Origin of the sequence: Streptomyces echinatus (assembly GCF_014203595.1) — a bacterium.
In the GTDB taxonomy this organism is placed as follows: Bacteria; Actinomycetota; Actinomycetes; order Streptomycetales; family Streptomycetaceae; genus Streptomyces; species Streptomyces echinatus.
This window is the reverse complement of sequence record NZ_JACHJK010000007.1, coordinates 103,035-126,490: the sequence shown is the minus strand read 5'-3', so window position 1 is coordinate 126,490 and position 23,456 is coordinate 103,035. Positions and strand designations below refer to the sequence as shown.

20 protein-coding genes are annotated in these 23,456 nt (G+C 72.8%); 14 read left to right on the top strand and 6 right to left on the bottom strand.

The genetic code is table 11. The features are described from left to right. Positions 1 to 24: 24 nt before the first annotated feature. Positions 25 to 1,380, bottom strand: coding sequence for an aspartate aminotransferase family protein (locus FHS34_RS20395; RefSeq protein ID WP_184967457.1), 1,356 nt, complete (start codon positions 1,378 to 1,380; stop codon positions 25 to 27). A 232-nt stretch (positions 1,381 to 1,612) separates the two neighbouring features. Here FHS34_RS20395 and FHS34_RS20390 point away from each other — a divergent pair, with 232 nt between their 5' ends. After that, positions 1,613 to 3,847: a serine/threonine-protein kinase gene (locus tag FHS34_RS20390; protein WP_184967455.1), complete on the top strand. Its 2,235-nt coding sequence runs from the start codon at positions 1,613 to 1,615 to the stop codon at positions 3,845 to 3,847. A 142-nt stretch (positions 3,848 to 3,989) separates the two neighbouring features. Beyond that, positions 3,990 to 5,519 carry a substrate-binding domain-containing protein gene (locus tag FHS34_RS20385; protein WP_184967453.1) on the top strand — a complete coding sequence of 510 codons (1,530 nt, stop codon included), beginning with the start codon at positions 3,990 to 3,992 and terminating at the stop codon, positions 5,517 to 5,519. Positions 5,520 to 5,643: 124 nt separating this feature from the next. On the opposite strand, the gene FHS34_RS20380 is transcribed toward FHS34_RS20385, so the two are convergent. Further along, positions 5,644 to 6,393, bottom strand: coding sequence for an SLATT domain-containing protein (locus FHS34_RS20380; RefSeq protein WP_184968085.1), 750 nt, complete (start codon positions 6,391 to 6,393; stop codon positions 5,644 to 5,646). Positions 6,394 to 6,654: 261 nt separating this feature from the next. On the opposite strand from FHS34_RS20380, the gene FHS34_RS20375 reads away from it, so the two are divergent. From FHS34_RS20375 to FHS34_RS20345, 7 genes are all read left to right on the top strand, one after another. Continuing rightward, positions 6,655 to 6,996 (top strand): YbaB/EbfC family nucleoid-associated protein, encoded by a 342-nt coding sequence (locus tag FHS34_RS20375; RefSeq protein ID WP_184967451.1) that lies wholly within the window; start codon positions 6,655 to 6,657, stop codon positions 6,994 to 6,996. A gap of 73 nt (positions 6,997 to 7,069) precedes the next feature. Further along, complete coding sequence (gene recR / locus FHS34_RS20370) at positions 7,070 to 7,669, top strand: recombination mediator RecR (protein ID WP_184967449.1); 600 nt, start codon at positions 7,070 to 7,072, stop codon at positions 7,667 to 7,669. Further along, positions 7,662 to 8,324, top strand: a complete 663-nt coding sequence (locus FHS34_RS20365) for a DUF5063 domain-containing protein (RefSeq protein WP_184967447.1) — start codon at positions 7,662 to 7,664, stop codon at positions 8,322 to 8,324. The genes recR and FHS34_RS20365 overlap by 8 nt, the downstream gene beginning before the upstream one ends. A gap of 168 nt (positions 8,325 to 8,492) precedes the next feature. Then, positions 8,493 to 9,764, top strand: coding sequence for an aspartate kinase (locus FHS34_RS20360; RefSeq protein ID WP_184967445.1), 1,272 nt, complete (start codon positions 8,493 to 8,495; stop codon positions 9,762 to 9,764). A 16-nt stretch (positions 9,765 to 9,780) separates the two neighbouring features. Next, positions 9,781 to 10,851: an aspartate-semialdehyde dehydrogenase gene (locus FHS34_RS20355; RefSeq protein WP_184967443.1), complete on the top strand. Its 1,071-nt coding sequence runs from the start codon at positions 9,781 to 9,783 to the stop codon at positions 10,849 to 10,851. 323 nt (positions 10,852 to 11,174) lie between these two features. Beyond that, the gene (locus FHS34_RS20350; RefSeq protein WP_184967435.1) at positions 11,175 to 11,855 is read left to right on the top strand and encodes a SigE family RNA polymerase sigma factor; all 681 of its coding nucleotides are present in this window, start codon (positions 11,175 to 11,177) and stop codon (positions 11,853 to 11,855) included. A 143-nt stretch (positions 11,856 to 11,998) separates the two neighbouring features. Then, positions 11,999 to 13,093 carry a hypothetical protein gene (locus FHS34_RS20345; RefSeq protein WP_184967433.1) on the top strand — a complete coding sequence of 365 codons (1,095 nt, stop codon included), beginning with the start codon at positions 11,999 to 12,001 and terminating at the stop codon, positions 13,091 to 13,093. A 31-nt stretch (positions 13,094 to 13,124) separates the two neighbouring features. On the opposite strand, the gene FHS34_RS20340 is transcribed toward FHS34_RS20345, so the two are convergent. Together FHS34_RS20340 and FHS34_RS20335 are read right to left on the bottom strand one after the other, a co-directional pair. Then, positions 13,125 to 13,916 carry an SURF1 family protein gene (locus FHS34_RS20340; protein ID WP_184967431.1) on the bottom strand — a complete coding sequence of 264 codons (792 nt, stop codon included), beginning with the start codon at positions 13,914 to 13,916 and terminating at the stop codon, positions 13,125 to 13,127. Between the two features lie 43 nt (positions 13,917 to 13,959). Next, positions 13,960 to 14,799, bottom strand: coding sequence for a class I SAM-dependent methyltransferase (locus tag FHS34_RS20335; RefSeq protein ID WP_225817463.1), 840 nt, complete (start codon positions 14,797 to 14,799; stop codon positions 13,960 to 13,962). A gap of 83 nt (positions 14,800 to 14,882) precedes the next feature. On the opposite strand from FHS34_RS20335, the gene FHS34_RS20330 reads away from it, so the two are divergent. Further along, positions 14,883 to 16,688: a S9 family peptidase gene (locus FHS34_RS20330; protein WP_184967429.1), complete on the top strand. Its 1,806-nt coding sequence runs from the start codon at positions 14,883 to 14,885 to the stop codon at positions 16,686 to 16,688. 52 nt (positions 16,689 to 16,740) lie between these two features. Here the strand turns inward: FHS34_RS20330 and FHS34_RS20325 are convergent, their stop codons facing one another. After that, positions 16,741 to 18,549, bottom strand: a complete 1,809-nt coding sequence (locus tag FHS34_RS20325) for a potassium channel family protein (RefSeq protein ID WP_184967427.1) — start codon at positions 18,547 to 18,549, stop codon at positions 16,741 to 16,743. A 158-nt stretch (positions 18,550 to 18,707) separates the two neighbouring features. On the opposite strand from FHS34_RS20325, the gene FHS34_RS20320 reads away from it, so the two are divergent. After that, positions 18,708 to 19,727, top strand: a complete 1,020-nt coding sequence (locus FHS34_RS20320) for a permease (protein WP_184967424.1) — start codon at positions 18,708 to 18,710, stop codon at positions 19,725 to 19,727. Then, on the top strand, positions 19,724 to 20,440 hold the full coding sequence (locus tag FHS34_RS20315) for a TIGR03943 family putative permease subunit (RefSeq protein ID WP_184967422.1): 717 nt from the start codon (positions 19,724 to 19,726) through the stop codon (positions 20,438 to 20,440). Before FHS34_RS20320 ends, FHS34_RS20315 begins: the two co-directional genes overlap by 4 nt. 51 nt (positions 20,441 to 20,491) lie before the next feature. Here FHS34_RS20315 and FHS34_RS20310 read toward each other — a convergent pair whose 3' ends face one another. Next, entirely contained in the window at positions 20,492 to 22,537 is a 2,046-nt protein-coding gene (locus tag FHS34_RS20310; protein ID WP_184967420.1) for an NAD(+) synthase, read from the bottom strand. A 165-nt stretch (positions 22,538 to 22,702) separates the two neighbouring features. Here FHS34_RS20310 and FHS34_RS20305 point away from each other — a divergent pair, with 165 nt between their 5' ends. Next, a complete protein-coding gene (locus tag FHS34_RS20305; RefSeq protein ID WP_184967418.1) occupies positions 22,703 to 23,113 on the top strand; it encodes a hypothetical protein in 411 nt (136 codons plus the stop codon). 247 nt (positions 23,114 to 23,360) lie between these two features. Next, positions 23,361 to 23,450 (top strand): K(+)-transporting ATPase subunit F, encoded by a 90-nt coding sequence (gene kdpF, locus FHS34_RS20300; protein WP_037659531.1) that lies wholly within the window; start codon positions 23,361 to 23,363, stop codon positions 23,448 to 23,450. Positions 23,451 to 23,456 lie beyond the last annotated feature (6 nt).

The following is a 23,456-nucleotide window of genomic DNA, read 5'->3' as shown; positions in this document are numbered from 1 at the left end:
CTCGGTGACGCCGTGCGGCGGTCGTCACACGGTGTACTCGTCCGCCACGGTCAGCGCGGCGTCGAGCGCTGCCAGGCCCTCCTTCAGCTCGGCCTCGGACACGTTGCACGGCGGGACGACGTGCGTGCGGTTCATGTTCACGAAGGGCCACACGCCGTGCTTCTTGGCGGCCGCCGCGAACGCGGCCATCGGGGCGTTCGCCTCGCCGGTCGCGTTGTACGGCACCAGCGGCTCGCGGGTCTCCCGGTTCCGCACCAGTTCCAGCGCCCAGAACATGCCGACACCGCGCACCTCGCCGATGCTCGGGTGCCGCGCGGCCAGCTCGGCGAGGGCCGGGCCGACGACGCTCTCGCCGAGCCGCCTGGCGTTCTCGACGACGCCCTCCTGCGCCATCACGTTGATCGTGGCGACGGCGGCGGCGCAGGCCAGAGGGTGGCCGGAGTAGGTGAGCCCGCCGGGGTACGGCCGCTTGCCGAAGGTCTCCGCGATCTCGCCCGAGACGGCGACGCCGCCGAGCGGGACGTAGCCCGAGTTCACGCCCTTGGCGAAGGTCATCAGGTCGGGGATCACACCGGACAGATCGGCCGCGAACCACTCGCCGGTCCGGCCGAACCCGGCCATGACCTCGTCCAGGACGAAGACGATGCCGTACTTGTCGCACAGCTCACGGACGCCGGCCAGATAGCCGGGCGGCGGGACCATGATCCCGGCGGTGCCGGGGACGGTCTCCAGGACGATCGCGGCGATCGTCGCCGGACCCTCGAAGGCGATCGTCGTCTCCAGGTGCTCCAGCGCCCGGGCACACTCCTGCTCCTCGGTCTCGGCGTAGAAGCGGGAACGGTAGAGGAACGGCGCCCAGAAGTGGACGACACCGGCGGCGGCGCCGTCGGAGGCCCAGCGGCGCGGGTCGCCGGTGAGGTTGATCGCCTGCTGGGTGCCGCCGTGGTACGAGCGGTAGGCCGAGAGTACCTTCGGGCGGCCCGTGTGCAGCCGGGCCATGCGCACCGCGTGCTCGACGGCGTCCGCGCCGCCGTTGGTGAAGAAGATCTTGTTCAGGTCGCCGGGGGTCCGCTCGGCGATCAGCCGGGCCGCCTCCGAGCGCGCCTCGATGGCGAAGGCGGGCGCGAAGGTCGTCATCCTCGCGGCCTGCTCCTGGATCGCCGCGACGACCTTGGGGTGCTGGTAGCCGATGTTCGTGTAGACGAGCCCGCTGGTGAAGTCCAGGTACCGCGTGCCGTCGTAGTCCCAGAAGTACGACCCCTCGGCGCCGGCGACGGCGAGCGGGTCGATGAGGTCCTGGGCGGACCAGGAGTGGAACACGTGCGCACGGTCCGCGGCCTTCACTGCGGCGCCGGCTTCGGGGCTGGGCTGAGGGGTCATGCCGGTGAGGGTAAATGTCCGCGATGCGGAAGCGACATCGGCGTCTTGTTCCCTGGACGGGGGTAAACCGCGACAGGTTGTCGACGCGGGCGGCGGGGCCCGGTCGTGCGGCAGCGCCGGCGGCCCGGGCCGGCCTGTTACGGAACCGTAGACCACGGCCCCGGGGCGGTGGTCGTACCAGCCCACTATCCTCGATCGTCGCGGAACTATGGGGGCGGAAGGCGGCACGGGGATGGAGAAGCTGGGACCGGGGGACCCTCAGCGCATCGGGGCCTACCGGCTGCTCGCGCGGCTCGGCGCCGGCGGCATGGGGCATGTGTATCTGGCCCGGTCGGACCGGGGGCGGACCGTCGCCGTGAAGCTCGTCCGCGAGGAGCTGGCCCAGCAGGAGGAGTTCCGGGCCCGCTTCCGGCAGGAGGTGCAGGCCGCGCGACGGGTCGGCGGGTACTGGACCGCGCCCGTGCTGGACGCGGACACCGAGGCGGCCGTGCCGTGGGTGGCGACCGGGTATGTGGCTGGGCCGAGTCTGCAACAGGTCGTCGGGCACGATCACGGGGCGCTGCCCGAGCGGTCGGTACGGATTTTGGCGGCGGGGCTCGCGCACGCGCTGAAGGACATCCACGCGGCCGGGATCGTGCACCGGGATCTCAAACCGTCGAACGTGCTGGTGACCATCGACGGGCCGCGCGTGATCGACTTCGGGATCGCGCGGGCACGCCAGACGGCGACCTCCGGCGGGGAGGGGCTCACGCGGACCGGGTCGCTCGTCGGGTCGCCCGGGTTCATGGCGCCCGAGCAGGTGCGCGGGGACCGGATCACGCCGGCGTGCGACGTGTTCTGCCTCGGCTCCCTCCTCGCCTACGCGGCGACCGGGGCGCTGCCGTTCGGGACCTCGCACAGCGGCGTCCACGCGCTGATGTTCCGGATCGCCCAGGAGGAGCCGGATCTGACGGGGGTGCCGGAGGGGATCGCCGACCTGGTGCGGGAGTGCCTGCGCAAGGACCCGGAGGGCCGGCCTTCGCTGGACGTGATCCTGGAGCGGACGGGGGTGGAGGACACCGTGGCCGGGGGGCGGTCGCGGGATCCCTGGCTGCCGAGTTCGCTGGTCGCGCAGCTGGGGCGGCATGCCGTGCAGTTGCTGGAGGTGGAGGACCCGGAGCGGGGGGTGGGGGCCGGGGCCTCGGGTGCGGGTGAGGGGGCGTCGTCTTCGGGTGAGGGTGTGTCCGGGGGTGCGGGTGCGTTTTCGGGTGCGGGTGCGTCGGGGGAGGGTCTCCCGCCCGCACCACCCGTGCGGGAAGCGTCGTCGGGTGCGGGTGGCCCTGGTGGGGGGCATGCGCCGTCGGCGGGTGCGGGTGCGGGTGCGTCCGCGGGGGTCTCGGCGGGGGCCGGTGCCGGTGGCCCGGCGGGTGCGGGTGGTGCCGGGGGCGGGGTGCGCTCCGGGGGTGCGGGGGTGCCGGCCGGGGGTGCCGGGGTGTCCTCCGAGGGTGCCGGGATGCCCGCCGGGGTGCCCGGTGGTGCCGGGGGTGGCGGGATGGCTGCCGGTGGGGGGAGGGCTGCCGGTGGTGCCGGAGGGCTGGGTGGGTCTCCTGAGCATGCCGCCGTTTCCGACGGTGGAGTCGACCGTCTGCCCACCGTCGCTTCCGCACAGGCTCCGCCGCCGCCCGGCGTGCCGCCGGCGACTCCCGGGTACGGGGCCGTGCCGGGGGCGGCGTACGGGACGCCGCACCCCCAGCAGCCCCCTCAGGCCGCCGCCTACGCGTATCCGCAGCAGCCCGGTCCCGGGGCCTGGGGCGCGGGACAGCCGGCGTACAACCCCTACGCGGGCGGCGGGCTCGGCTCCACCCCGCCGTACGGGCCGCCGGCCGCCGGGATGCCGGCGGAGCCCGAGCGGCGCGGCCGGTCCACCGCGCTGCTCATCGTGATCGCCCTGATCGTGGCGCTGGGTGCCGGCGGCTCCGTCTACGCGCTGATGAGGAACGGCGGCACCGACGACAAGGGCGGCGGCACCGTCGGCCCCGCGCCCACCGCCACCTCCGGGCAGCCGTCCGGCTCCGGCGAGCCCACGCCGACCGGCTCCGCGCCGTCCCCGTCCGCCTCCACCACCGGGGCCGGGGCGGTCCCGGACGCCTATCTGGGCACCTGGCGGACGACCATCGACAACGCGGGCGGATACAACACCCGCGAACTGACCATCCGGCAGGGCGAGGTGGGTGACAGCGTCCTGACGCTGGTCGCGGACGGGCCGGCCGAGGGCGGCGGGTCGTACCACTGCGTCTTCGAGGCGGACCTGGCCGAACAGCCCACGGGGAACGGCCCGCTGGAGATCGGGCCGTCCACCGTCACCACCGGCGAACCCGCCTCCTCCTGCACCCCGGGCGAGGCCACCGAGGTCACCCTGCTGCCGGACGGGCGGCTGAAGCGGGCGAAGGCGAGCGGCGGGGAGAGCCTGACGTACAACAAGCAGTGACCGGGGCGGGGTCCGGCTCCCGGTGCACATGAGGTTGTTGAACGGCGGGCGAACGTTCGGGGGCGGCGCACGCCGGCGCACCTCCGCGCGCGTACCGTGACTCCACCATCATCCGGCTCCGGGGAGTGGCGGGGGCACCCACATGGAGTGGCTGAGCGCGGAGAACGTCGTCGCCGTCGGTACCGCGGTGCTGGGTATCGCCGCGTCCGCGGGCATGGTCTGGTACGAGCGCCGGGTGCCACGGCGCAAGCGGATCGGCTATCGGGTGCAGACGGACAACCCGATAGGCGACGACGTGCGGTCGGGGCGCGTCAACCGGCGCCTCGGGCTCTTCCTGGAGGCGCCCGGCATGGAGGACGCCACGCTCGTCCTGCTGCGCATCGAGAACGACGGCTCGCAGGGCATCGACCGGGACGACTACACGAGCCCCGAACGGCACGGTCTCACCGCGGTGTTCGCCGACCGGACCATCCGAGGGGTGTCGGTCACCCAGCCGACCGACACCGACCATCTGATGGACCACTTCACCGCCGAGCGCGGCTTCGGCTACGAGGGCAACACCCTGCGCATCCCGCGCGTCCCGCTCAACCGCGGCGACCACTTCAAGCTGCTGGTCCTGCTGTCCGGCGGTGACGTGGGCCGGGAGATCCGGCTGATCGGCGGGATCCGGGAGGGCGAGGTGCACCCCAACCGCAGTGCCACGCCGGACGACAAGCCGCCCCTGTTCAGCCGCGCCTCCCGGCTCATCACCATCATGCTGACGGTGTGCGTGATGACGCTCGCCGGCATCGTCGTGGTCCGTGACGACAGTCCGCCGCCGGTCGGCTGCGAGCAGGGCCGGCTGAAGCTGATCGGGTCGACGGCGTTCGCGCCGGTGCTCCGGGAGGTGGCGGCGGAGTACGCGCAGGACTGTGCGGGGGCGGCCGTCGAGGTCGACGTGCACGGATCCACGGCCGGCATCCGGGAGCTGGCGGTGGCCGGCGTCGCAGCGAAGGGGAAGGGGGCACCGGCCGTCGTCGCCTTCTCGGACGGGCCCAAGCCCGGTGACCTGCCCGAACTGCGGGAGACCCGGGTCGCGTTGTCCGTGTTCGCACTCGTCGTCAACGACGATGTGGGGGTACGGAACCTGTCCACCGCCGATGTGCGCGAGCTGTACCAGGGGCGCGTCGCCGACTGGAGCGAGCTGGGCGGGCGTCCGGTGCCGGTCCATCTGGTCAGCCGGGACGCCAACTCCGGTACCCGGCAGGTCTTCCAGCGGCGGGTGCTGAGGGAGGGCGAGATGGCGAACTCGTCCGTCGACTGCGTCGGCAAGGACTATCCGTCGGCGCCGGTGACGCGCTGCGAGCTGGACTCCACCGACCAGGTGCTGGCGGAGGTGGCCGAGCTGCCCGGTGCGGTCGGCTACAGCGAGCTCAACCTGGCCACGCGGGCGAAGGGGGTCCGGGTGCTGAACCTCGACGGCGACGCCCCGTCCGTGGACGCCATCGAGCACGGCCGCAGCGGATATCCGTACCGGGAGATCGAGTACGCGTACACCTACGGCAGCCCGCCCGCCGACTCCCTGGCCTCCAGCTTCCTGACCTACCTCTCCCGGGGCAACGGCCAGAGCATCATCCGCACCCACGGCCACGTACCGTGCTGGACCCCGGAAGGCATGAAGCTGTGCGCCTGAACTCCCCACACACGAGGCGCCCCAAAGGGGCCCGGGGAACTGCGCGACCAGCCACAACGCACCCGCACCCGACAGCATCACGGCAGCGACCTCGGCCTCCAGGCGCACCGCGCACCGCACACCGCTAGCGCGGCTCCGGCGGCCGCTGCCGCGGCATGTTCGGCCGGCTCCCGTTCGCCGGCGGCAGCGGAAACCGCCCACCCGCACCCCCGGCCTCCTGCCGCGGCACCGCCGCCACCGCCGTCTGGATCCCCAGCGGCGCCGAACCCGTGCGGAACTCCACCATCCAGTCCGTCGTCTCCGTGCGCACCAGCTCCGTGACGTCCTCCGAGAAGCGCCGCAGCACGGACAGGCACCGCTCGGCCGCCTCGCTCGCCGTGCCCTCCGCCGGCCCCAGCACCTCCCGCACGCTCTCCGACGCCCACTCGAACTGCAGAGCCTGCAGCCGCCGCTGCACCGCCTGCGCCGTGGCCACGTCCCTTATCCAGCCGGACGTCACCCCGAAGAAGCGGTCGACGCCGACGCAGGACGCCGCGAGCAGCAGCGCCAGGCAGCCCCAGGGCGCCACCGGGCCGGCCGCCCCGGTGAGATCCAGCAGCGGCAGCGCCGCGCCCACCACGGCCCCGGCCGCCGTCCCGACCCGCAGCACGCGCGCCCCGCGCCGCTTCCAGATCCGGTCCCGCAGATACCAGTCGGCGGTCTCCAGCGCCCGGCGCTCCACCCACCGGTACAGCTCGTCCAGCCGCTCGGCCGGCTCGCCCCAGTCCCCGAGCGGGAAGGCCCGCCCGGTCAGATCGCCCGGCCGCAGCCCGGCCGCACCCTCGCCCCGCCCGTCCTGAGGCGGACCCTCGGGCTGCATCTCCGGCTGACCCACCCGGCACTCCCTACTGCTCACGACCGGTCACGATGCGTGACATTCCATGCCGACGCGCGGGCACCTTCCTACCGCCCAATGGGTGGCGAAGAGGAAGCTTTCCCAGCTTTTCCGCTCGGAAGAGGGCCTTGATCAGGTATAGGACAGCCGTCATTCTCACTCGAAAGAGTGGCGGGGCAGTGGCCGCGTGGACCACGTAGGCTCGTTGACGACGGAGAAAACATACGAGACGACGACGCGTAGAACGGCGAGGAGCTGATCGTGATCCCCGGTGGCCAGCCCAACATGCAGCAGTTGCTCCAGCAGGCGCAGAAGATGCAGCAGGACCTGCAGCGGGCGCAGGAGGAACTGGCGAACACGGAGGTCGACGGGCAGGCCGGGGGCGGTCTGGTGCGGGCCACCGTCACCGGCTCGGGCGAGCTGCGGGCGCTGAAGATCGACCCCAAGGCGGTGGACCCGGAGGACACCGAGACCCTCGCCGACCTGATCGTGGCGGCCGTACAGGCGGCCAACGAGAACGCGCAGACGCTGCAGCAGCAGAAGCTCGGCCCGCTGGCCCAGGGCCTGGGCGGCGGCAGCGGCATCCCGGGACTGCCGTTCTGACGCATCCGGCTTCCGGGCGGAGGCGGAAGACAACTACGGTACGTACCGAAAGGTCTCCAGGAAGGGCAGTCCGTTGTACGAAGGCGTGGTCCAGGACCTCATCGACGAGCTGGGGCGGCTGCCCGGCGTCGGTCCCAAGAGTGCGCAGCGGATCGCCTTCCACATCCTGCAGGCCGAGCCGACGGACGTGAAGCGGCTCGCGCAGGCCCTCCTGGAGGTGAAGGCCAGGGTCCGCTTCTGCGCGACCTGCGGCAACGTGGCGCAGGAGGAGCTGTGCGGCATCTGCCGCGACCCGCGCCGCGACCCGGCCGTCATCTGTGTGGTGGAGGAGCCGAAGGACGTCGTCGCGATCGAGCGGACCCGTGAGTTCCGGGGCCGCTACCACGTGCTCGGGGGCGCGATCAGCCCCATCGAGGGCGTGGGACCCGACGACCTGCGTATACGAGAACTTCTCGCGCGGTTGGCCGACGGGACCGTCACGGAGCTGATCCTGGCCACGGACCCGAATCTGGAAGGCGAGGCGACGGCGACGTACCTCGCCCGCATGATCAAGCCCATGGGCCTGAAGGTCACCCGCCTGGCCAGCGGCCTCCCGGTGGGTGGCGACCTGGAATACGCGGACGAGGTGACCCTCGGCCGCGCCTTCGAGGGGAGACGACTGCTAGATGTCTGACGCCACGCTGCACGACACGACGCAGAACCCGGACGACTTCGTGGTCCAGATCGCGGACCAGGTGGAGAGCTTCCTGGTGGCGGTCACAGAGGTGGCGAGGGGCGACGAACCCGAATCGGCGGTCCCGTTCCTCCTGCTCGAGGTCTCCCAGCTGCTGCTGGCCGGCGGCCGGCTCGGCGCCCACGAGGACATCGTCCCCGACGAGCGCTACGAGCCCGACCCGGGTCCCGAGCCGGACGTGGACCAGCTGCGCGAGAACTTCGCCCGGCTGCTGGACCCGGTCGACGTCTACTCCGAGGTCTTCGACCCCTACGAGCCCCGCAAGGCGCCCGTGCCGGCCCGGATCTCGGACGACCTGGCCGACATCATCACCGACCTGCGCCACGGCATGGCCCACTACCGCGCGGGCCGCACCACCGAGGCGCTGTGGTGGTGGCAGTTCTCCTACTTCTCCAACTGGGGTCCGACGGCCTCCGCCGTGCTGCGCGCCCTCCAGTCCGTCCTCATCCACGTCCGCCTGAACCAGCCCCTGGAGGAGCTGGACGGCCTGGACACCGATCAGCCGGCCATAGGCGACGAGACCCTGGAGTTCGAGGCGGGCCGGGTGATGGCCCAGGAGATCGGCGCGCCGCTGGGCATCCGCCAGGGCGAGTAGCGCCGGGCCCGGCGCGGTGTGAGCCGGGGCACTTTGCCGAGTGGTCCGCCGAAGGCTGGGCAGGTGCCGGTCGCGGGCGTCCGACGTCTCACCATGCGGGAGCGCGGTGGTGGCATTCGGACGCTCGATAGACTGAGCCGACACAAACGAACCGAGCGAGGAGCGCACGTGGGCCTTGTCGTGCAGAAGTACGGAGGCTCCTCCGTAGCCGATGCCGAAGGCATCAAGCGCGTCGCCAAGCGGATCGTGGAAGCGAAGAAGAACGGCAACCAGGTTGTCGTCGTCGTTTCCGCGATGGGCGACACGACGGACGAGTTGATCGATCTCGCCGAGCAGGTTTCTCCGATGCCTGCCGGGCGTGAATTCGACATGCTGCTGACCGCCGGAGAGCGTATCTCCATGGCCCTGCTGGCCATGGCGATCAAAAACCTGGGCCACGAGGCCCAGTCCTTCACCGGCAGCCAGGCCGGCGTCATCACCGACTCGGTCCACAACAAGGCCCGGATCATCGACGTCACGCCGGGCCGGATCCGCGAGTCCCTGGACAGGGGCAACATCGCGATCGTCGCCGGGTTCCAGGGCGTCAGCCAGGACAAGAAGGACATCACCACGCTGGGACGCGGTGGTTCCGACACCACGGCCGTGGCACTCGCCGCCGCCCTCGACGCCGAGGTCTGCGAGATCTACACGGACGTCGACGGCGTGTTCACCGCCGACCCGCGCGTGGTGAAGAAGGCGAAGAAGATCGACTGGATCTCCTTCGAGGACATGCTGGAGCTCGCGGCCTCCGGCTCCAAGGTGCTGCTCCACCGCTGTGTGGAGTACGCCCGCCGCTACAACATCCCGATCCACGTCCGGTCCAGCTTCAGCGGACTGCAGGGCACGTGGGTCAGCAGTGAGCCGATTGGGGACCAGAAGGTGGAGCAGGCCATCATCTCCGGTGTCGCGCACGACACCTCCGAGGCCAAGATCACGGTCGTCGGCGTGCCGGACAAGCCGGGCGAGGCCGCCGCGATCTTCCGCACCATCGCCGATGCCGAGATCAACATCGACATGGTCGTGCAGAACGTGTCCGCCGCCTCCACCGGTCTGACGGACATCTCCTTCACCCTGCCGAAGACCGAGGGCCGCAAGGCCATCGACGCACTGGAGAAGAACCGCTCCGGCATCGGCTTCGACTCGCTGCGCTACGACGACCAGATCGGCAAGATCTCCCTGGTCGGCGCCGGTATGAAGACCAACCCGGGCGTCACCGCCTCCTTCTTCGAGGCGCTCAGCAACGCCGGCGTGAACATCGAGCTGATCTCGACCTCCGAGATCCGCATCTCGGTCGTCACGCGTGCCGACGACGTGCCGGAGGCCGTCCGTGCCGTGCACACCGCCTTCGGGCTCGACTCCGACACCGACGAGGCGGTCGTCTACGGAGGCACCGGCCGATGAGCCGGGGTGCGGTCCGATGACCGGCAAGCCGACGCTCGCGGTCGTGGGAGCGACCGGTGCCGTCGGCACGGTCATGCTCCAGATCCTGTCCCAGCGCGCGGACATCTGGGGTGAGATCCGTCTGATCGCCTCCCCCCGCTCGGCCGGGCGCAAGCTGGCCGTGCGCGGGGAGGAGATCGAGGTGGTGGCCCTGGCGGAGGACGCCTTCGACGGGGTCGACATCGCGCTGTTCGACGTCCCGGACGAGGTCGCCGCCGAGTGGGCGCCGGTCGCCGCCGCGCGCGGCGCGGTCGTCGTCGACAACTCCGGCGCCTTCCGGATGGACCCGGAGGTGCCGCTCGTGGTGCCCGAGGTCAATCCGCACGCGGTGCGGTCCCGTCCGCGCGGGATCGTCGCCAGCCCCCACTGCACGACGCTGACGATGATCGTCGCCCTGGGCGCGCTGCACGCCGAGTTCGGCCTGCGCGAGCTGGTGGTGTCGTCGTACCAGGCGGTGAGCGGGGCCGGGCGGGCCGGGGTGGAGACGCTCAGGGCCCAGCTGTCGCTGGTGGCCGGCACCGAGCTGGGCACCAAGCCCGGGGACGTGCGGCGGGCCGTCGGGGACGACACCGGGCCGTTCCCGGACCCGGTCGCGCTCAATGTCGTGCCGTGGGCCGGGTCGCTGCGGGAGGACGGCTGGTCGTCGGAGGAGATGAAGGTCCGCGACGAGTCCCGGAAGGTCCTCGGCCTGCCGAGGCTGCCGGTCGCCGTGACCTGCGTACGGGTGCCGGTGATCACCACGCACTCGCTGACCGTCCACGCCCGCTTCCAGCGCGAGGTCGCCGTCGACGGCGCCCGCGAGATCCTCGCCACCGCGCCGGGCGTGGTGCTCTGCGACGATCCGGCGGCCGGCGAGTTCCCCACCCCCGCCGATGTGGTGGGCACCGATCCGACCTGGGTCGGCCGGCTGCGCCGGGCGCTGGACGATCCGACCGCGCTCGAACTCTTCGTGTGCGGCGACAACCTGCGCAAGGGTGCCGCACTGAACTGCGCGCAGCTCGCGGAGCTGATCGCGGCGGAGACCACGGAGCCGCCCGGCCGCGCCTGACGGCTTTGTAGGATCTTCGTAAGCAGTGTGGCCGGGAGCATGGTCCAGATCTCTTGAACCGTCCCTCTTGGCAGCAGGGGATTTCTCTCCCCGCCCTCCGCAACCGTACGGAGGGCGGGGAGCGTCTTTGCGGTCACCCTTGCGTGACCTGGGGACGTGATGATCCTGGCGTGGGGACGCCGTGATCGGGGCGTGGGGACGCCCGTTCAAATAGGACATAAGGGAAGAGCGGGACGCATGTCGTCACTTGAGGTACCGACGGTCGTCGCACATGTGACGTCCGGCACGTACAACCCCCGAGGGGGGAAACGTGTCCAACTGGCGTGGCAGAGGTACTCGAACTCAGTGTGGCCCGTGGCGGCACGGCCCTGCGGCCCCGCGCAGCACGCCGGCCCGGCGTGGCCGGCGGCATGCCGGTGATCGCGCCCATGCCCGCAGCGCGGCCCGCCCGCATACCCAGCCAGCGTGACGGTGCCGAGGAGCCCGCGGGTGGCGTGGCGACCGAGGCCGCCGGAACCACCGTCGACCACCTCACCGAGACCTACCGCGCGCACTACCGTTCGCTGCTCGGCCTGGCCGCGCTCCTCCTCGACGACACCGCCTCCTGCGAAGACGTCGTCCAGGAGGCGTTCATCCGCGTCCACTCGGCCCGCAAGCGCGTCCGTGACCCCGAGAAGACCCTCGCCTATCTGCGGCAGACGGTCGTCAACCTCTCCCGCTCCACGCTCCGTCGGCGCATCCTCGGCCTGAAGCTGCTCTCCAAGCCGATGCCCGACATGGCGAGCGCGGAGGAGGGCGCCTACGACCGGCTGGAGCGCCGGGACCTCATCCAGGCGATGAAGGGCCTGCAGCGCCGCCAGCGCGAGGTCCTCGTGCTGCGCTACTTCGCGGACATGACCGAGGCTCAGGTCGCCGAGACGCTCGGCATATCCCTGGGCTCGGTGAAGGCGTACGGCTCGCGGGGCATCGCCGCCTTGCGGGTCGCCATGGAGGCACCGGCATGAGCACCGACGCCGAAGGGGGCGATTCCCTTGACGGTCACTCCCGTGAGCACCACTCCCCCGAACGTCACGAGCCCCGCGCCCGGCGCGAGCCGACGGGGCGTCACGCGCCAGAGCACACGCAATCGCACGCTGGGAACGGAACTGTGAACCACGGCCCCGACGACAAGGGCCCCGAGAAGCCCGGCCCGGGCAGCGACGGGTTCGGCGGCCTCGACGACCTCGACGGGCTCGGCTCGGACGAGTCGGCTCTGCGGAGCCTGCTGCACGCGGCGGTCGACGACCTCGAACCGCGCTCCGGCACGCTGGAGCACCTGCGCCGGGCCGTACCCACGCGCCGCGCCCGCAAGCGGCAGGCCGTGGTCGGCGTGGCCGCGGCGGCCCTGTTCATCGGCACCGCGATCCCCGCCCTCGTGCACGTCTCCCGGGCCGGCGGTTCGGACCCCAACACCGCCATGGCCGGCCAGTCGTCCCAGGCCCAGGGCGGCACCGGCCAGGGCGAGAACAAGGGCCCCGGCAAGAGCAGCCCGAAGGATCCCGGGAGCCCGACGTCCAAGCCCGGCAAGGAGCCCGGCAAGCCCGACGAGAAGCACGACAAGGGCGGCCACACCGGCACCGCCCCCGGCAGCATCGACCCCTCCGCCACCCTGTCCGCGGACGTCCCGCTGTGCACGGCGATCCAGCTGGGCTCGGCCACCGGCACCGTGAACGCCCCCGACTCCGCGGGCGCCGTCTACGGCAGCTTCCGCGTCACCAACGTCTCCGAGGCGGCCTGTACGGTCGCGGGCCCGGGCACCGTCACGCCCACGGCCCAGGGCGCCGCCGACCAGTCCAAGATCAGCGTGGTCCGGCATGTGGCCGGGGACGCGGCGACCACCCTGCCCGACCCGTCCCTCGAGGTCACCTCGCTGGTCCTGCAGCCCGGCGCGGTGTACGAGGAACAGTTCGCCTTCGTGCCCTCGGAGACCTGTCCCACCACCGGCGGCAGCACGGACGGACCCGACACGGGCCAGCCCTCGCCCGACCCGACGCAGACCCAGGAGACGAGCGCCTCCGGCGGTACGTCCGACACCACCGGCGCGGACGGCACCACGACCCAGCTGGCCACCGAGGACGGCACGGCCGACGGCAGCGTCGCGATCAGCCACACGGCTCAGGGCGGTGCCCCGACGGCGACGGCGGTGGTACCCGGGGCGTGCGCGGGGACGGTCTACTACACCGGGGTGCTGGCCACGGGGTGACGCCCGGACCCCGCACCCCCGCGGACACCGCTCAGCCGCTCACGACCGGCGCCCGCTCCGGCTCCTCCGGCACCAGGCCCAGCGCGGCGTCCCGCTGGAACTCGATCTCCCGCCGCAGCAACCGGAACCACATGAACACCACGAACCCCGCGAACACGAACCACTCGCCGGTGTAACCGAGGTTCTGGAAGGCCTTCAGATCCAGCCCCGTACCGTCCGGCGCGCTCGCGGGGACCGCCTTCATCCCGGCGTCGCCCTTGTCCAGCGTCACCCAGGCGTCGTACAGCCGGTACGGCACCAGGTTCACCAGCGTCGCGGAGCTGATCGCCGCCGTCTGTCCGGCGGGCAGCCCGCCCTGCGTGCCGACCCCGTTGTCCCCCGGCGTCTCGGACGCCTGCAGCGCGCCGGTGACGGTCACCTCACCGGCCGGCGCGGCGGGAGCCCTGGCGGCGTCCGCCGTGCCCGGCAGCCAGCCCCGCACCACGGGCAGCGCCTTGCCGGAACCGGTGCGCAGCAGGGTGAGGACGTAGAAACCGCGCTTGCCGTCCAGCTCCCGGCCGGGCACCAGCAGCTGCTCGCCGTACCGCCCGCTCGCCGTGACCCGCCGCCCCGACGTGCTCTTGTCGACGGGCAGCATCGTCCGCAGCGGGCGGGCGGCCTCGTCCCGGCCGGACGCGGCCTGCTCGCCGGCGGCGCGGTGGTCCTGTACCCGGCCCTCGAACCGGCTCAGCTGCCACGACCCCATGAAGACGCAGAACGGGATGGCGAGCAGCACGAAGACGTTGATGCCCCACCAGCGGGGTGTCAGCAGAAAGCGGTACACGCCCTCCACGGTACGGCGCCCGGCCCGGTGGCTCGGCCGCGGGTCAGCTCTTGGCGGCCTTCAGCGAGTAGATCAGCGGGATGCGCGGATGGTCCTCGGGGAAGCGGTGGTAGCCGTCGCGCACCTCGAAGTTGTCGAAGCGCGGGAAGAGCGACACGTCGTGCTCGTGCAGGAACTCGATGCGCAGTCCGGCCGCGGCGAGCGCGGAGACGACGTCGCCGAGGGTGTGCTGCCACTCCACGCTGCGGTTGTTGACGGTGACCGCGTCCTGGTCGGCGTAGGTGCCCGGTTCGTCCCACACCTGGGCGCCCCGGGAGAAGTAGTCGCGCACGATCCGGGTGCCGGTCGCGTCGTCCAGGGCCTCGGTGAACGGATGGAACTCGGCGAGGTACAGGAAGCCGCCCGGCTTGACGAGGGAGGCCGCCGTCTCCGCCCAGCGCCGGATGTCCGGCAGCCAGCACAGGGCGCCGAGCCCGGTGTAGACGATGTCGTACGAGGGCTCGGGCACGGTCTCGGCCGCGTCGTACACGTCACCGGTCACGAAGGCCGCCCGCTCGGGGCCGTGGCCGAGGTCGGCCGCCAGGGCGCGGGCCGCCTCCACGGCGGGCGCGGAGAAGTCCAGGCCGACGACGCGGGCGGCGCCGTGGTGGATCCAGGAGAGGGTGTCGGTGCCGATGTGGCACTGCAGGTGCAGCAGCGACTTCCCGGTGACGTCCCCGACCTCCGCCTTCTCGAAGTCCCGCAGGTCGTCGCGGCGGGTGCGGAAGCCGTCGAGGTCGTAGAAGGACCCGGCGACGTGGACGGGGACGCGCTCGTCCCACATGGCCCGGTTGACCTCGCGCCAGCCCTCGGGAACGCGGGCGGAGGCGGTGGAAACGTTCATGGTCCGGAAGTTATCCACAGGCTGCGCACACCCGCCACCCAATTGTCGGCGCGGCCAGGCAGTATGGGCGCATGACTGGGGCCATGAGTGAGAGCAGGACGCCGGACACACCGGACATGCCGGACTGGGAGAAGCGCTTCCGGGCGCCGCGGGTCTCGCTGCCCGACTGGGCGGAGGACGCGCCGGACCGCTCCCTGTTCGTGTCGAACGCGACGGGGACGTACGAGCTGTACGCCTGGGACCGTGCGACGGGCGGGCAGCGACAGGCGACGGACCGGCCGAACGGCACGACGGACGGCGTGCTCTCCCCGGACGGCGCGTGGATCTGGTGGTTCGACGACAAGGACGGCGACGAGTTCGGGATCTGGCGCCGCCAGCCCTTCACGGGCGGCCCGGACGAGCCCGCCGTGCCCGGTCTGGGCCCCTCCTATCCGGCCGGTCTCGCCCTGTCCCGCGACGGCCGTACGGCGGTGATCGGCCGCTCCACCGACGAGGACGGCACGACCATCCACCTGGCGCGGGCCGGTGCGGACCCGGTGCAGATCTACCGGCACCGGGAGTCGGCGGGCGTCGGCGACCTGTCGCACGACGGCTCCCTGATCGCCGTCGAGCACACGGAGCACGGCGACGCCATGCACGCGGCCCTGCGTGTGCTCCGTCCGGACGGCACGACGGTCGCCGAGCTGGACGACACCGAGGGCGGCACCGAGGAGCTGGGTCTGGAGGTGCTGGGCTTCGCCCCGGTCGACGGCGACACCCGGCTGCTCATCGGCCACCAGCGCCGGGGCCGCTGGGAGCCGCTGGTGTGGGACGTGGCGACGGGCGAGGAGACCGACCTGGCCCTGGACCTGCCGGGTGACGTCGCCGCCGAGTGGTATCCGGACGGCTCGGCCCTGCTCGTCGTCCACGGTTTCGAGGCCCGCAGCGAGCTGTTCCGGTACGAGCCGGCGACCGGCGAGCTGACCCGCATCCCCACCCCGCCCGGCTCGGTCTCCGGCGCGACGGCCCGCCCCGACGGCAGCGTGGAGTACCTGTGGTCGTCGGCCGCGGAGCCGCCGGTGGTGCGCTCCACGGCCGGGGGAGTGGTGCTGGATCCTCCCGGCATGGCCTGCCCGCCCTCCGTGCCGGTGGAGGACGTCTGGGTGGAGGGCCCCGGCGGCCGCATCCACGCCCTGATCCAGAAGCCGGCGGGCGCCACCGGTCCCCTCCCCACGGTCTTCGACCTGCACGGCGGCCCGACCTGGCACGACAGCGACTCCTTCGCGGCGGGCCCGTCCGCCTGGGTCGACCACGGCTACGCGGTGATCCGCGTCAACTACCGCGGCTCCACCGGCTACGGCCGCGCCTGGACCGACGCCCTCAAGCACCGGGTCGGCCTGATCGAGCTGGAGGACGTGGCCGCGGTCCGCGACTGGGCGGTCTCCTCCGGACTCGCCGACCCCGCCCGCCTGGTCCTCACCGGCGCCTCCTGGGGCGGGTACCTCACCCTGCTCGGCGTCGGCACCCAGCCGGACGCCTGGGCGCTGGGCATCGCGGTGGTGCCGGTCGCGGACTACGTGACCGCTTACCACGACGAGATGGAGGCCCTGAAGGCCATGGACCGCACCCTGCTGGGCGGTACCCCGGAGGAGGTCCCGGAGCGCTTCGAGGCGTCCTCCCCGCTGACCTACGTCGACCAGGTCAAGGCCCCGGTGTACATCTCGGCGGGCGTCAACGACCCGCGCTGCCCGATCCGCCAGATCGACAACTACGTCAAGAGACTGGAGACCCGGGGCGCGGTCCACGAGGTGTACCGGTACGACGCGGGCCACGGCTCACTGGTGGTGGAGGAGCGCATCAAGCAGGTCCGGCTGGAACTGGAATTCGCGGAACGCCACCTGACTCCCTGACCGGTCGGGTGGGTGGGCAGGCCGGGGGCAGGGGGCGGAGCCCCCTGGAGGGTCACCGCAACTCCGCGAGCCCCCGACGAGTAGCGGCGACCACAACCCGGTCCCCCTTCTCCAGCACATGACCGGAAGGCGTGTCGGCCCGCCCCAACACCGCCAGCACCCGCCACGCCCCCGCCCGGAACGCCTCCCCCACGGCCCGCCCCTCCAGCTGGGGATGCCCGTCCACGTCGACCGCGGCGAACAGCAGCACCCTCCGCTCCACGGCGACGGCCCCCAGCACCTGCCGCCCCAGCATCGCCCCGGCGAACGCGGGGGCGGCCAGGTGGGTCACGCTCCTGCTCCGGGTCAGCGCGTGCGGGTAGGCGGCCCGCAGGGTGCGGTACACGGCGGTGGCGAAGTCGTCGTCGTACAGCCGCAGCACCACGCGCAGATCGGGCCGTACGGTCCGCGCGTACAGCACGGCCTCCAGATTGGTGGTGTCCGCGCTGGTCACCGCGAGCAGCGTCCGGGCCCGGTGGATCTGGGCCGCCTCCAGGACGCCCTCCTGGGTGACGTCCCCGAGGACCACGGGCACCCGCAGCCGTCGGGCGGTGGCGAGTCCGCGGGCCTCCGGGTCGGACTCGACGCACACCACCGGGATGTTCAGCTCCCGCAGCCGGGTCAGCACGCGGGTGCCGATCTTGCCCAGCCCGAGCAGGACCACGTGTCCGTTCAGGCCGCGGGGCGGCCTGCGCAGGGCGGAGGCCGTGCGGAACGTGCCGAACGCCTCCAGGGCGGCCGCCAGCAGCAGCGGCAGGAGCAGCAACCCCAGGAGCGCGGAGAGGAGTTGCAGGAGCTGCCGGCCGAGGGGCGCCCCGAGGGCCGGGTCGTCGATCGCGAACAGGTCGAGGAGGGTGACGTAGAAGGCGCGCAGCGGATGGATGCCGGTCACCAGCCACAGGGCGACGGCGAGGCCGACCACGCAGCCGCCCAGGCCGGCCAGGGACCAGCGCAGCCGCCGGGAGAAGAGGGAGGCGAGCGGCATCACGCCGGTCATCCGGCCGCTGGGCGCGGCGGACGGCGTACCGGCCGCGGAGGAGACGTGCTCCAGCACCACGGCGTGCCGCCCGGCGGCCTGCCGCACCTCCTCGTCGTCGGGGAGCAGCCGCGGCTGCTGTTCCCCGCCACCGTCCGGATCGCCGCCCGACAGCAGGGCGAGGGTGTACTGCCCGCCGGAGCCGGACCCGTCCGCGGGCAGCGGCCGTTCCACGGCCCGCAGCAGCAGGCCCTCGGTCTGGACGACCTTGCTGGTGCCGGCGACCGCGGTGGCGGCCAGCGCGGGCGCGGCGGTGTCGGCGTCGGACAGCACGGTCGTGGAGGTCTCGGCGCCGGTGCCCGGACCGCCCTCCTCCCCGGCGGCCAGCGCGGCGGCCTGGTCGAGGAGTTCCTCGATGTGCTGGCCCAGCCGCCGGTTGTAGAGCCGGAGGACGAGCCGCAGCCGGGGGTTGAGGCGGCGGGCGGTCAGCGCGGCCCGGATGTTGGTCTCGTCGTCGTCGTACACGAGGGCCAGCGCGGCGGCCCGGGCCACCCCGGCCTCGGCGAGCACCTCCTCGGCCGGTTCGGTGGCCTCCAGCACACCGTCGAGTTCGGTGCGCGGGCCGGGGTTCGGTCCCGGGGGCTGCCCGGCCGCGCCGGCCCGGCCGCCCACCGCGGCGCTGACCACACGGTCGAACAGCGCCGACGCGGCCCGGGCCCGGCCGACCACGGGGGGCCGGGCGGTGCGGCCGTTCGGCGGTACGACGAGGGTGACCTGTTCGCCGTAGACCCCGCGCAGCTCGGCGGCCAGCCGGTGCGCGAGCCCGTCGTCACCGCACACCACCATGTGCGCCTGCGGGGCTCCTGGCCCTCCTTGGTACGGAACGCTCGCCACAAGGGAAAAGAGTGGCCCAAGAAGATGCGTGGTTCCAGCAATGGCTGAACGCCTTTGCCGGGGACCGCGTACGCAGGGGGAGGGAGAGCAGCAGCCGGAGGTAACCAGCCGTGGCCATCACCGAGGACGCCCCGCCGGGCGCGGACGTACGACCTGCCGGGCAGCCGCCCGGCCGGGCGGGCCGGCGGCTCAGCTCCCCGCTGGTGCTGACGCTCGTCCTGCTGCTCGCGGTGCTCGCCCAGTCCCCGATCCGCGGGCTGCTCGGCACTCCGGCGATGCAGAGCTGGATGACGGTGTTCGTGGCGGTGACCGTGCAGGCGCTGCCCTTCCTGGTGCTCGGCGTGCTGCTGTCGGCGGGGATCGCGGTGTTCGTCCCGGCGTCGTTCTTCGCGCGCGCCCTGCCGCGCCGGCCCGCGCTGGCCGTGCCGGTGGCGGGCGTCGCGGGCGCGGTGCTGCCGGGCTGCGAGTGCGCGTCGGTACCGGTGGCGGGCGCGCTGGTCCGCCGGGGCGTGCCTCCCGCCGCCGCCCTCGCCTTCCTGCTCTCCGCGCCGGCGATCAACCCGGTGGTGCTGACCGCCACCGCCGTCGCCTTCCCCGGGCACCCGGAGATGGTCCTGGGCCGGTTCCTGGCGAGCCTGCTGGTGGCCTGTGCGATGGGCTGGCTGTGGCAGCGGCTGGGCCGTACGGACTGGCTGCGCCCGCCGGCCCACGGCGCACACGAGGGCGCCACCAGGGGAGAGGCGTTCTGGGGCTCGGTCCGGCACGACATCATGCACGCCGGCGGTTTCCTGGTGCTCGGCGCGATGTCCGCCGCCACGCTGAAGGCGGCGGTCCCGGCTGCCTGGCTGGGCACGGCGGCGGGCATCCCCCTGGTCTCGGTGCTCGCCCTCGCCGTGCTGGCCGTCGTGCTGTCCATCTGCTCGGAGGCGGACGCGTTCGTCGCGGCCTCCCTCACCCAGTTCTCCCCGACGGCCAAGCTGGTGTTCCTGGTGGTGGGCCCGATGATCGACCTCAAGCTGTTCGCGATGCAGGCCGGTACCTTCGGCCGCGGCTTCGCGCTCAGGTTCGCCCCCGCCACCTTCGCGCTGGCGGTCGCGGGTGCCGTGCTGACCGGGGCGGTGCTGCTGTGAACCGCCAGGCCCAGGCGGCCGTCCTGTTCCTGCTCGGCGCCGTGCTGCTGCACGCGGGCGCCACCGACCTCGCGCTGCGTTATGTGAAGGCGGACCTGCGCCCGCTGCTGCTGCTCTCGGGCGCGGTGCTGATCGCGACGGCTCTGGCGACGGCCTGGTACGAGCGCCGGCGCGGCCGGCGGAGCGGCCCGCGGGAGCACGCGCACCCCGAACCCCGCGTCGCCTGGCTGCTGTTGCTGCCGCTCCTCGCCCTCATCCTGATCGCCCCGCCGGCCCTCGGCTCGTACAGCGCCCTGCGCTCCGGCACGGCCCTGCAGAAGCCGTACGCCTACGGCCCGTTGCCGGACGGCGACCCGGTCCCGCTCTCCGTCGTCGACTACGCCTCCCGCGCGGCCTACGGACACGGCCGCTCGCTGCACGGCCGGCCCGTCCGGGTCACCGGCTTCCTCGCCCTGGACCGCTCGGGCGCCGCCTACCTGGTGCGCATGGCCCTCAACTGCTGTGCCGCGGACGCCCAGCCGGTGAAGATCGCCCTGACCGGGAAGCTGCCGCCGGTCCTCCGGCCGGACGCCTGGCTGGAGGTGACGGGCAGGTACACCCCCCGCCTCACCCACGACCCGGTCAACGACGGCCCGGTCCCGTACCTGGAGGTCACCTCGGTCCGGCCGGTCCCGGTGCCGTCCGACCCGTACGACGAGACCTGGAACAACTGACCCGGCCGCGGGCGGGGACGCCGTGCGCGCCGGACCCGCCGGGGGCCGCGCCTACGCCTCCTTCTCCGGCCGGTCGAAGCGGTCGAGGTCCCTCAGCCACGCCTCGGCGTTGCCGTCGGACGGGGCGCGCCAGTCGCCGCGCGGGGAGAGGGAGCCGCCGGCCGAGACCTTGGGCCCGTTCGGCATGGCCGAGCGCTTGAACTGCGAGAACGCGAAGAAGCGGCGGCAGAACACCTCCAGCCAGTGCCGGATCTCGGGGAGGTCGTACGAGCCCCGCTTGGCCTCGGGGAAGCCGGGCGGCCAGGCGCCGGACGCCGGGTCGTGCCAGGCGTGCCAGGCCAGGAAGGCGATCTTCGAGGGGCGGAAGCCGTACCGCAGCACCTGGAAGAGGGTGAAGTCGTGCAGCGCGTACGGGCCGATCTTCGACTCGGTGGACTGCATCTCCTCGCCCGGCACCAGTTCCGGGCTGATCTCGGTGTCCAGGATCGCGGCCAGGATCTCGCCGGTCTCGTCGTCGAACTGCTCGCTGCTGATGACCCAGCGGATCAGATGCTGGATCAGGGTCTTCGGCACGCCGGAGTTGACGTTGTAGTGGCTCATCTGGTCGCCGACGCCGTAGGTGGACCAGCCGAGCGCCAGCTCGGAGAGGTCGCCGGTGCCGAGGACGATGCCGCCGCGCTGGTTGGCCAGCCGGAACAGATAGTCGGTGCGCAGGCCGGCCTGCACGTTCTCGAAGGTGACGTCGTAGACCGGCTCGCCGGAGGCGAACGGGTGGTCGATCTCCTTGAGCATCAGCCGTGCGGTCGGCGTGATGTCCAGCTCTGCGGCCGTGACGCCGAGCGCGCGCATCAGCCGGTGGGCGTTGTCCTTGGTGTGGTCGCTGGTGGCGAAGCCGGGCAGGGTGAAGGCCAGGATGTCGCTGCGCGGCCGGCCCGCGCGGTCCATCGCCCGGGCGGCGACGATCAGCGCGTGCGTGGAGTCCAGGCCGCCGGAGACGCCGATGACGACCTTGGGGCCGCCGATCGCCGCGAGGCGCTGCTGGAGCCCCGCGACCTGGATGTTGTACGCCTCGTAGCAGTCCAGGGCGAGCCGCTCGGGGTCGGCGGGCACGAACGGGAACCGCTCCACGCGCCGCCGCAGTCCGAGGTCGGTGAGCGGCGGGTCCAGCTCGAACGAGACCGTCCGGAAGTCTCCGGTCCGCGACCCGTGCGCCCGGCGGTTGTCGTCGAAGGTGCCCATCCGGTGCCGTTCCTGCCGCAGCAGGTCGAGGTCGACGTCGGCCACCGCGTACTGGTCCCCGAGCGGGAAGCGGTCGGTCTCGGCCAGCAGCACCCCGTTCTCGTAGATCATGGTCTGCCCGTCCCAGGACAGGTCGGTGGTCGACTCGCCCAGTCCGGCCGCCGCGTAGACGTACGCGGCCAGGCAGCGGGAGGACGCCGAGCGGCACAGGAGCCTGCGGTCCTCGGCCCGGCCGACCGTGATCGGGCTGCCGGAGAGGTTGACCAGTACGGTCGCCCCGGCGAGGGCGGCCTCCGCGCTCGGCGGCACCGGCACCCACATGTCCTCGCAGATCTCGGTGTGCAGCACGAGTCCGGGCACGTCGTCGGCCGCGAACAGCAGGTCCACCCCGAACGGCACCTCCGTGCCGGCGACGCGGAGGGTTCCGCCCCGCTCGTCGTGGCCGTCGGCGATCTGCCGGCGCTCATAGAACTCCCGGTAGTTCGGCGGGTACGACTTCGGTACGACACCGAGGACCCGGCCGCGGTGGATGAGCACGGCGCAGTTGTAGATCCGGTGGCGGTGGCGCAGCGGGGCGCCGACGACGAGCACGGGCAGCAGGTCCGCCGAGCCGGCCACGACCGTCGCGAGCGCGGCCTCCACCTGGTCGAGCAGCGCGTCCTGGAGCAGCAGGTCCTCGATCGAGTAGCCGCACAGGCCCAGCTCGGGGAAGACGGCGACGGCGACGCCCTCGTCCGCGCACCGGCGTGCCTGGCGCAGGACCGCTTCGGCGTTGGCGGGCGGATCGGCGATGACGGTGTGGCCCGTGCACGCGGCGACGCGCGCGAAGCCGTGCTGATAGATCGACCAGAAGTTCAACGGGCTTCCTTCATGATTCAACAGACTGCACGGACGAAGCGAATCTCCTCCAGGAAGAAGCCTAGATCCCGGCCTCGCGCGACCCCCGCCCCGGCCGTGTGTACTCGGACGGACCTGAGTATGTCCGCTCTGTCCGGCGCCGCCGGGCGGCGCCAGGGTGGGCGCATGAGCAACGGGATGATGAGACCTCTTCTCCGGATGCTGCCGGCCCTCGTTCCGGCCGTGGTGGCGCCGGTTGCCTGGGCCGTCTGGCTGGGCTGGGACCGGCAGCGGGACGTACGGCCGGACGGCACGACGACCGGCCCGTACCAGGCGTGGCAGGTGATCGGGCTGGTCCTGACCCTGCTGGTGGCGGTGTGCTGGGCCGCGGCCAGGCGCCACCCCGCGAGCGTGGTCCTCGGGACGACGGCCGGTCTGACTGCCGCGGCCTGGTACGACTGGTCGGACGACTCCACCGGCCTCTTCGCGATCGGCGTGGGCCTGGTCATGCTCGGCGGCCTCGCGGCGACCGCGGCCGTCTGCGGCGCGGTCGCCCTGGTCCGAGGGACTCGGCCGGCCGCCGGCGCCGAACGCTAGCCGCCGGCGCGCGGCGAGGCACCACTCCCGGTTCGTGTCCGGGGCGTAAGGGGCGCGTCAAAGGGGTGCGGGGCGCCGTAAGGGTGGCGTCAAGGGGCGGTGGAATCCGGCCAGGGGGGCGGTTTCCTCGAATCGTCCGTTTCCGAACCTCATTCCAGGAGTTCGCGATGGCCGATCTGGCCTTCGTCGTCACCGTGATCGCGGCCTTCGCGCTGGTGGCCCTTGTCGCCAAGGGGGTGACCAAGCTGTGACCGCCGAGAACATCGTCGGCCTGATCGTGGCCGTCGCCCTGCTGGGCTATCTCGTCCTCGCCCTGATCTTCCCGGAGAGGTTCTGAGCGCCG

Excerpts from the sequence above, each read along its gene's own strand:
- FHS34_RS20330 (WP_184967429.1), top strand. The coding sequence starts at position 14,883 with ATGAGTGAGAGCAGGACGCCGGACACACCGGACATGCCGGACTGGGAG.
- FHS34_RS20365 (WP_184967447.1), top strand. The coding sequence starts at position 7,662 with ATGTCTGACGCCACGCTGCACGACACGACGCAGAACCCGGACGACTTC.
- FHS34_RS20385 (WP_184967453.1), top strand. The coding sequence starts at position 3,990 with ATGGAGTGGCTGAGCGCGGAGAACGTCGTCGCCGTCGGTACCGCGGTG.
- FHS34_RS20325 (WP_184967427.1), bottom strand. The coding sequence starts at position 18,549 with ATGGTGGTGTGCGGTGACGACGGGCTCGCGCACCGGCTGGCCGCCGAG.
- FHS34_RS20355 (WP_184967443.1), top strand. The coding sequence starts at position 9,781 with ATGACCGGCAAGCCGACGCTCGCGGTCGTGGGAGCGACCGGTGCCGTC.
- FHS34_RS20335 (WP_225817463.1), bottom strand. The coding sequence starts at position 14,799 with ATGAACGTTTCCACCGCCTCCGCCCGCGTTCCCGAGGGCTGGCGCGAG.
- FHS34_RS20305 (WP_184967418.1), top strand. The coding sequence starts at position 22,703 with ATGAGCAACGGGATGATGAGACCTCTTCTCCGGATGCTGCCGGCCCTC.
- FHS34_RS20390 (WP_184967455.1), top strand. The coding sequence starts at position 1,613 with ATGGAGAAGCTGGGACCGGGGGACCCTCAGCGCATCGGGGCCTACCGG.
- FHS34_RS20395 (WP_184967457.1), bottom strand. The coding sequence starts at position 1,380 with ATGACCCCTCAGCCCAGCCCCGAAGCCGGCGCCGCAGTGAAGGCCGCG.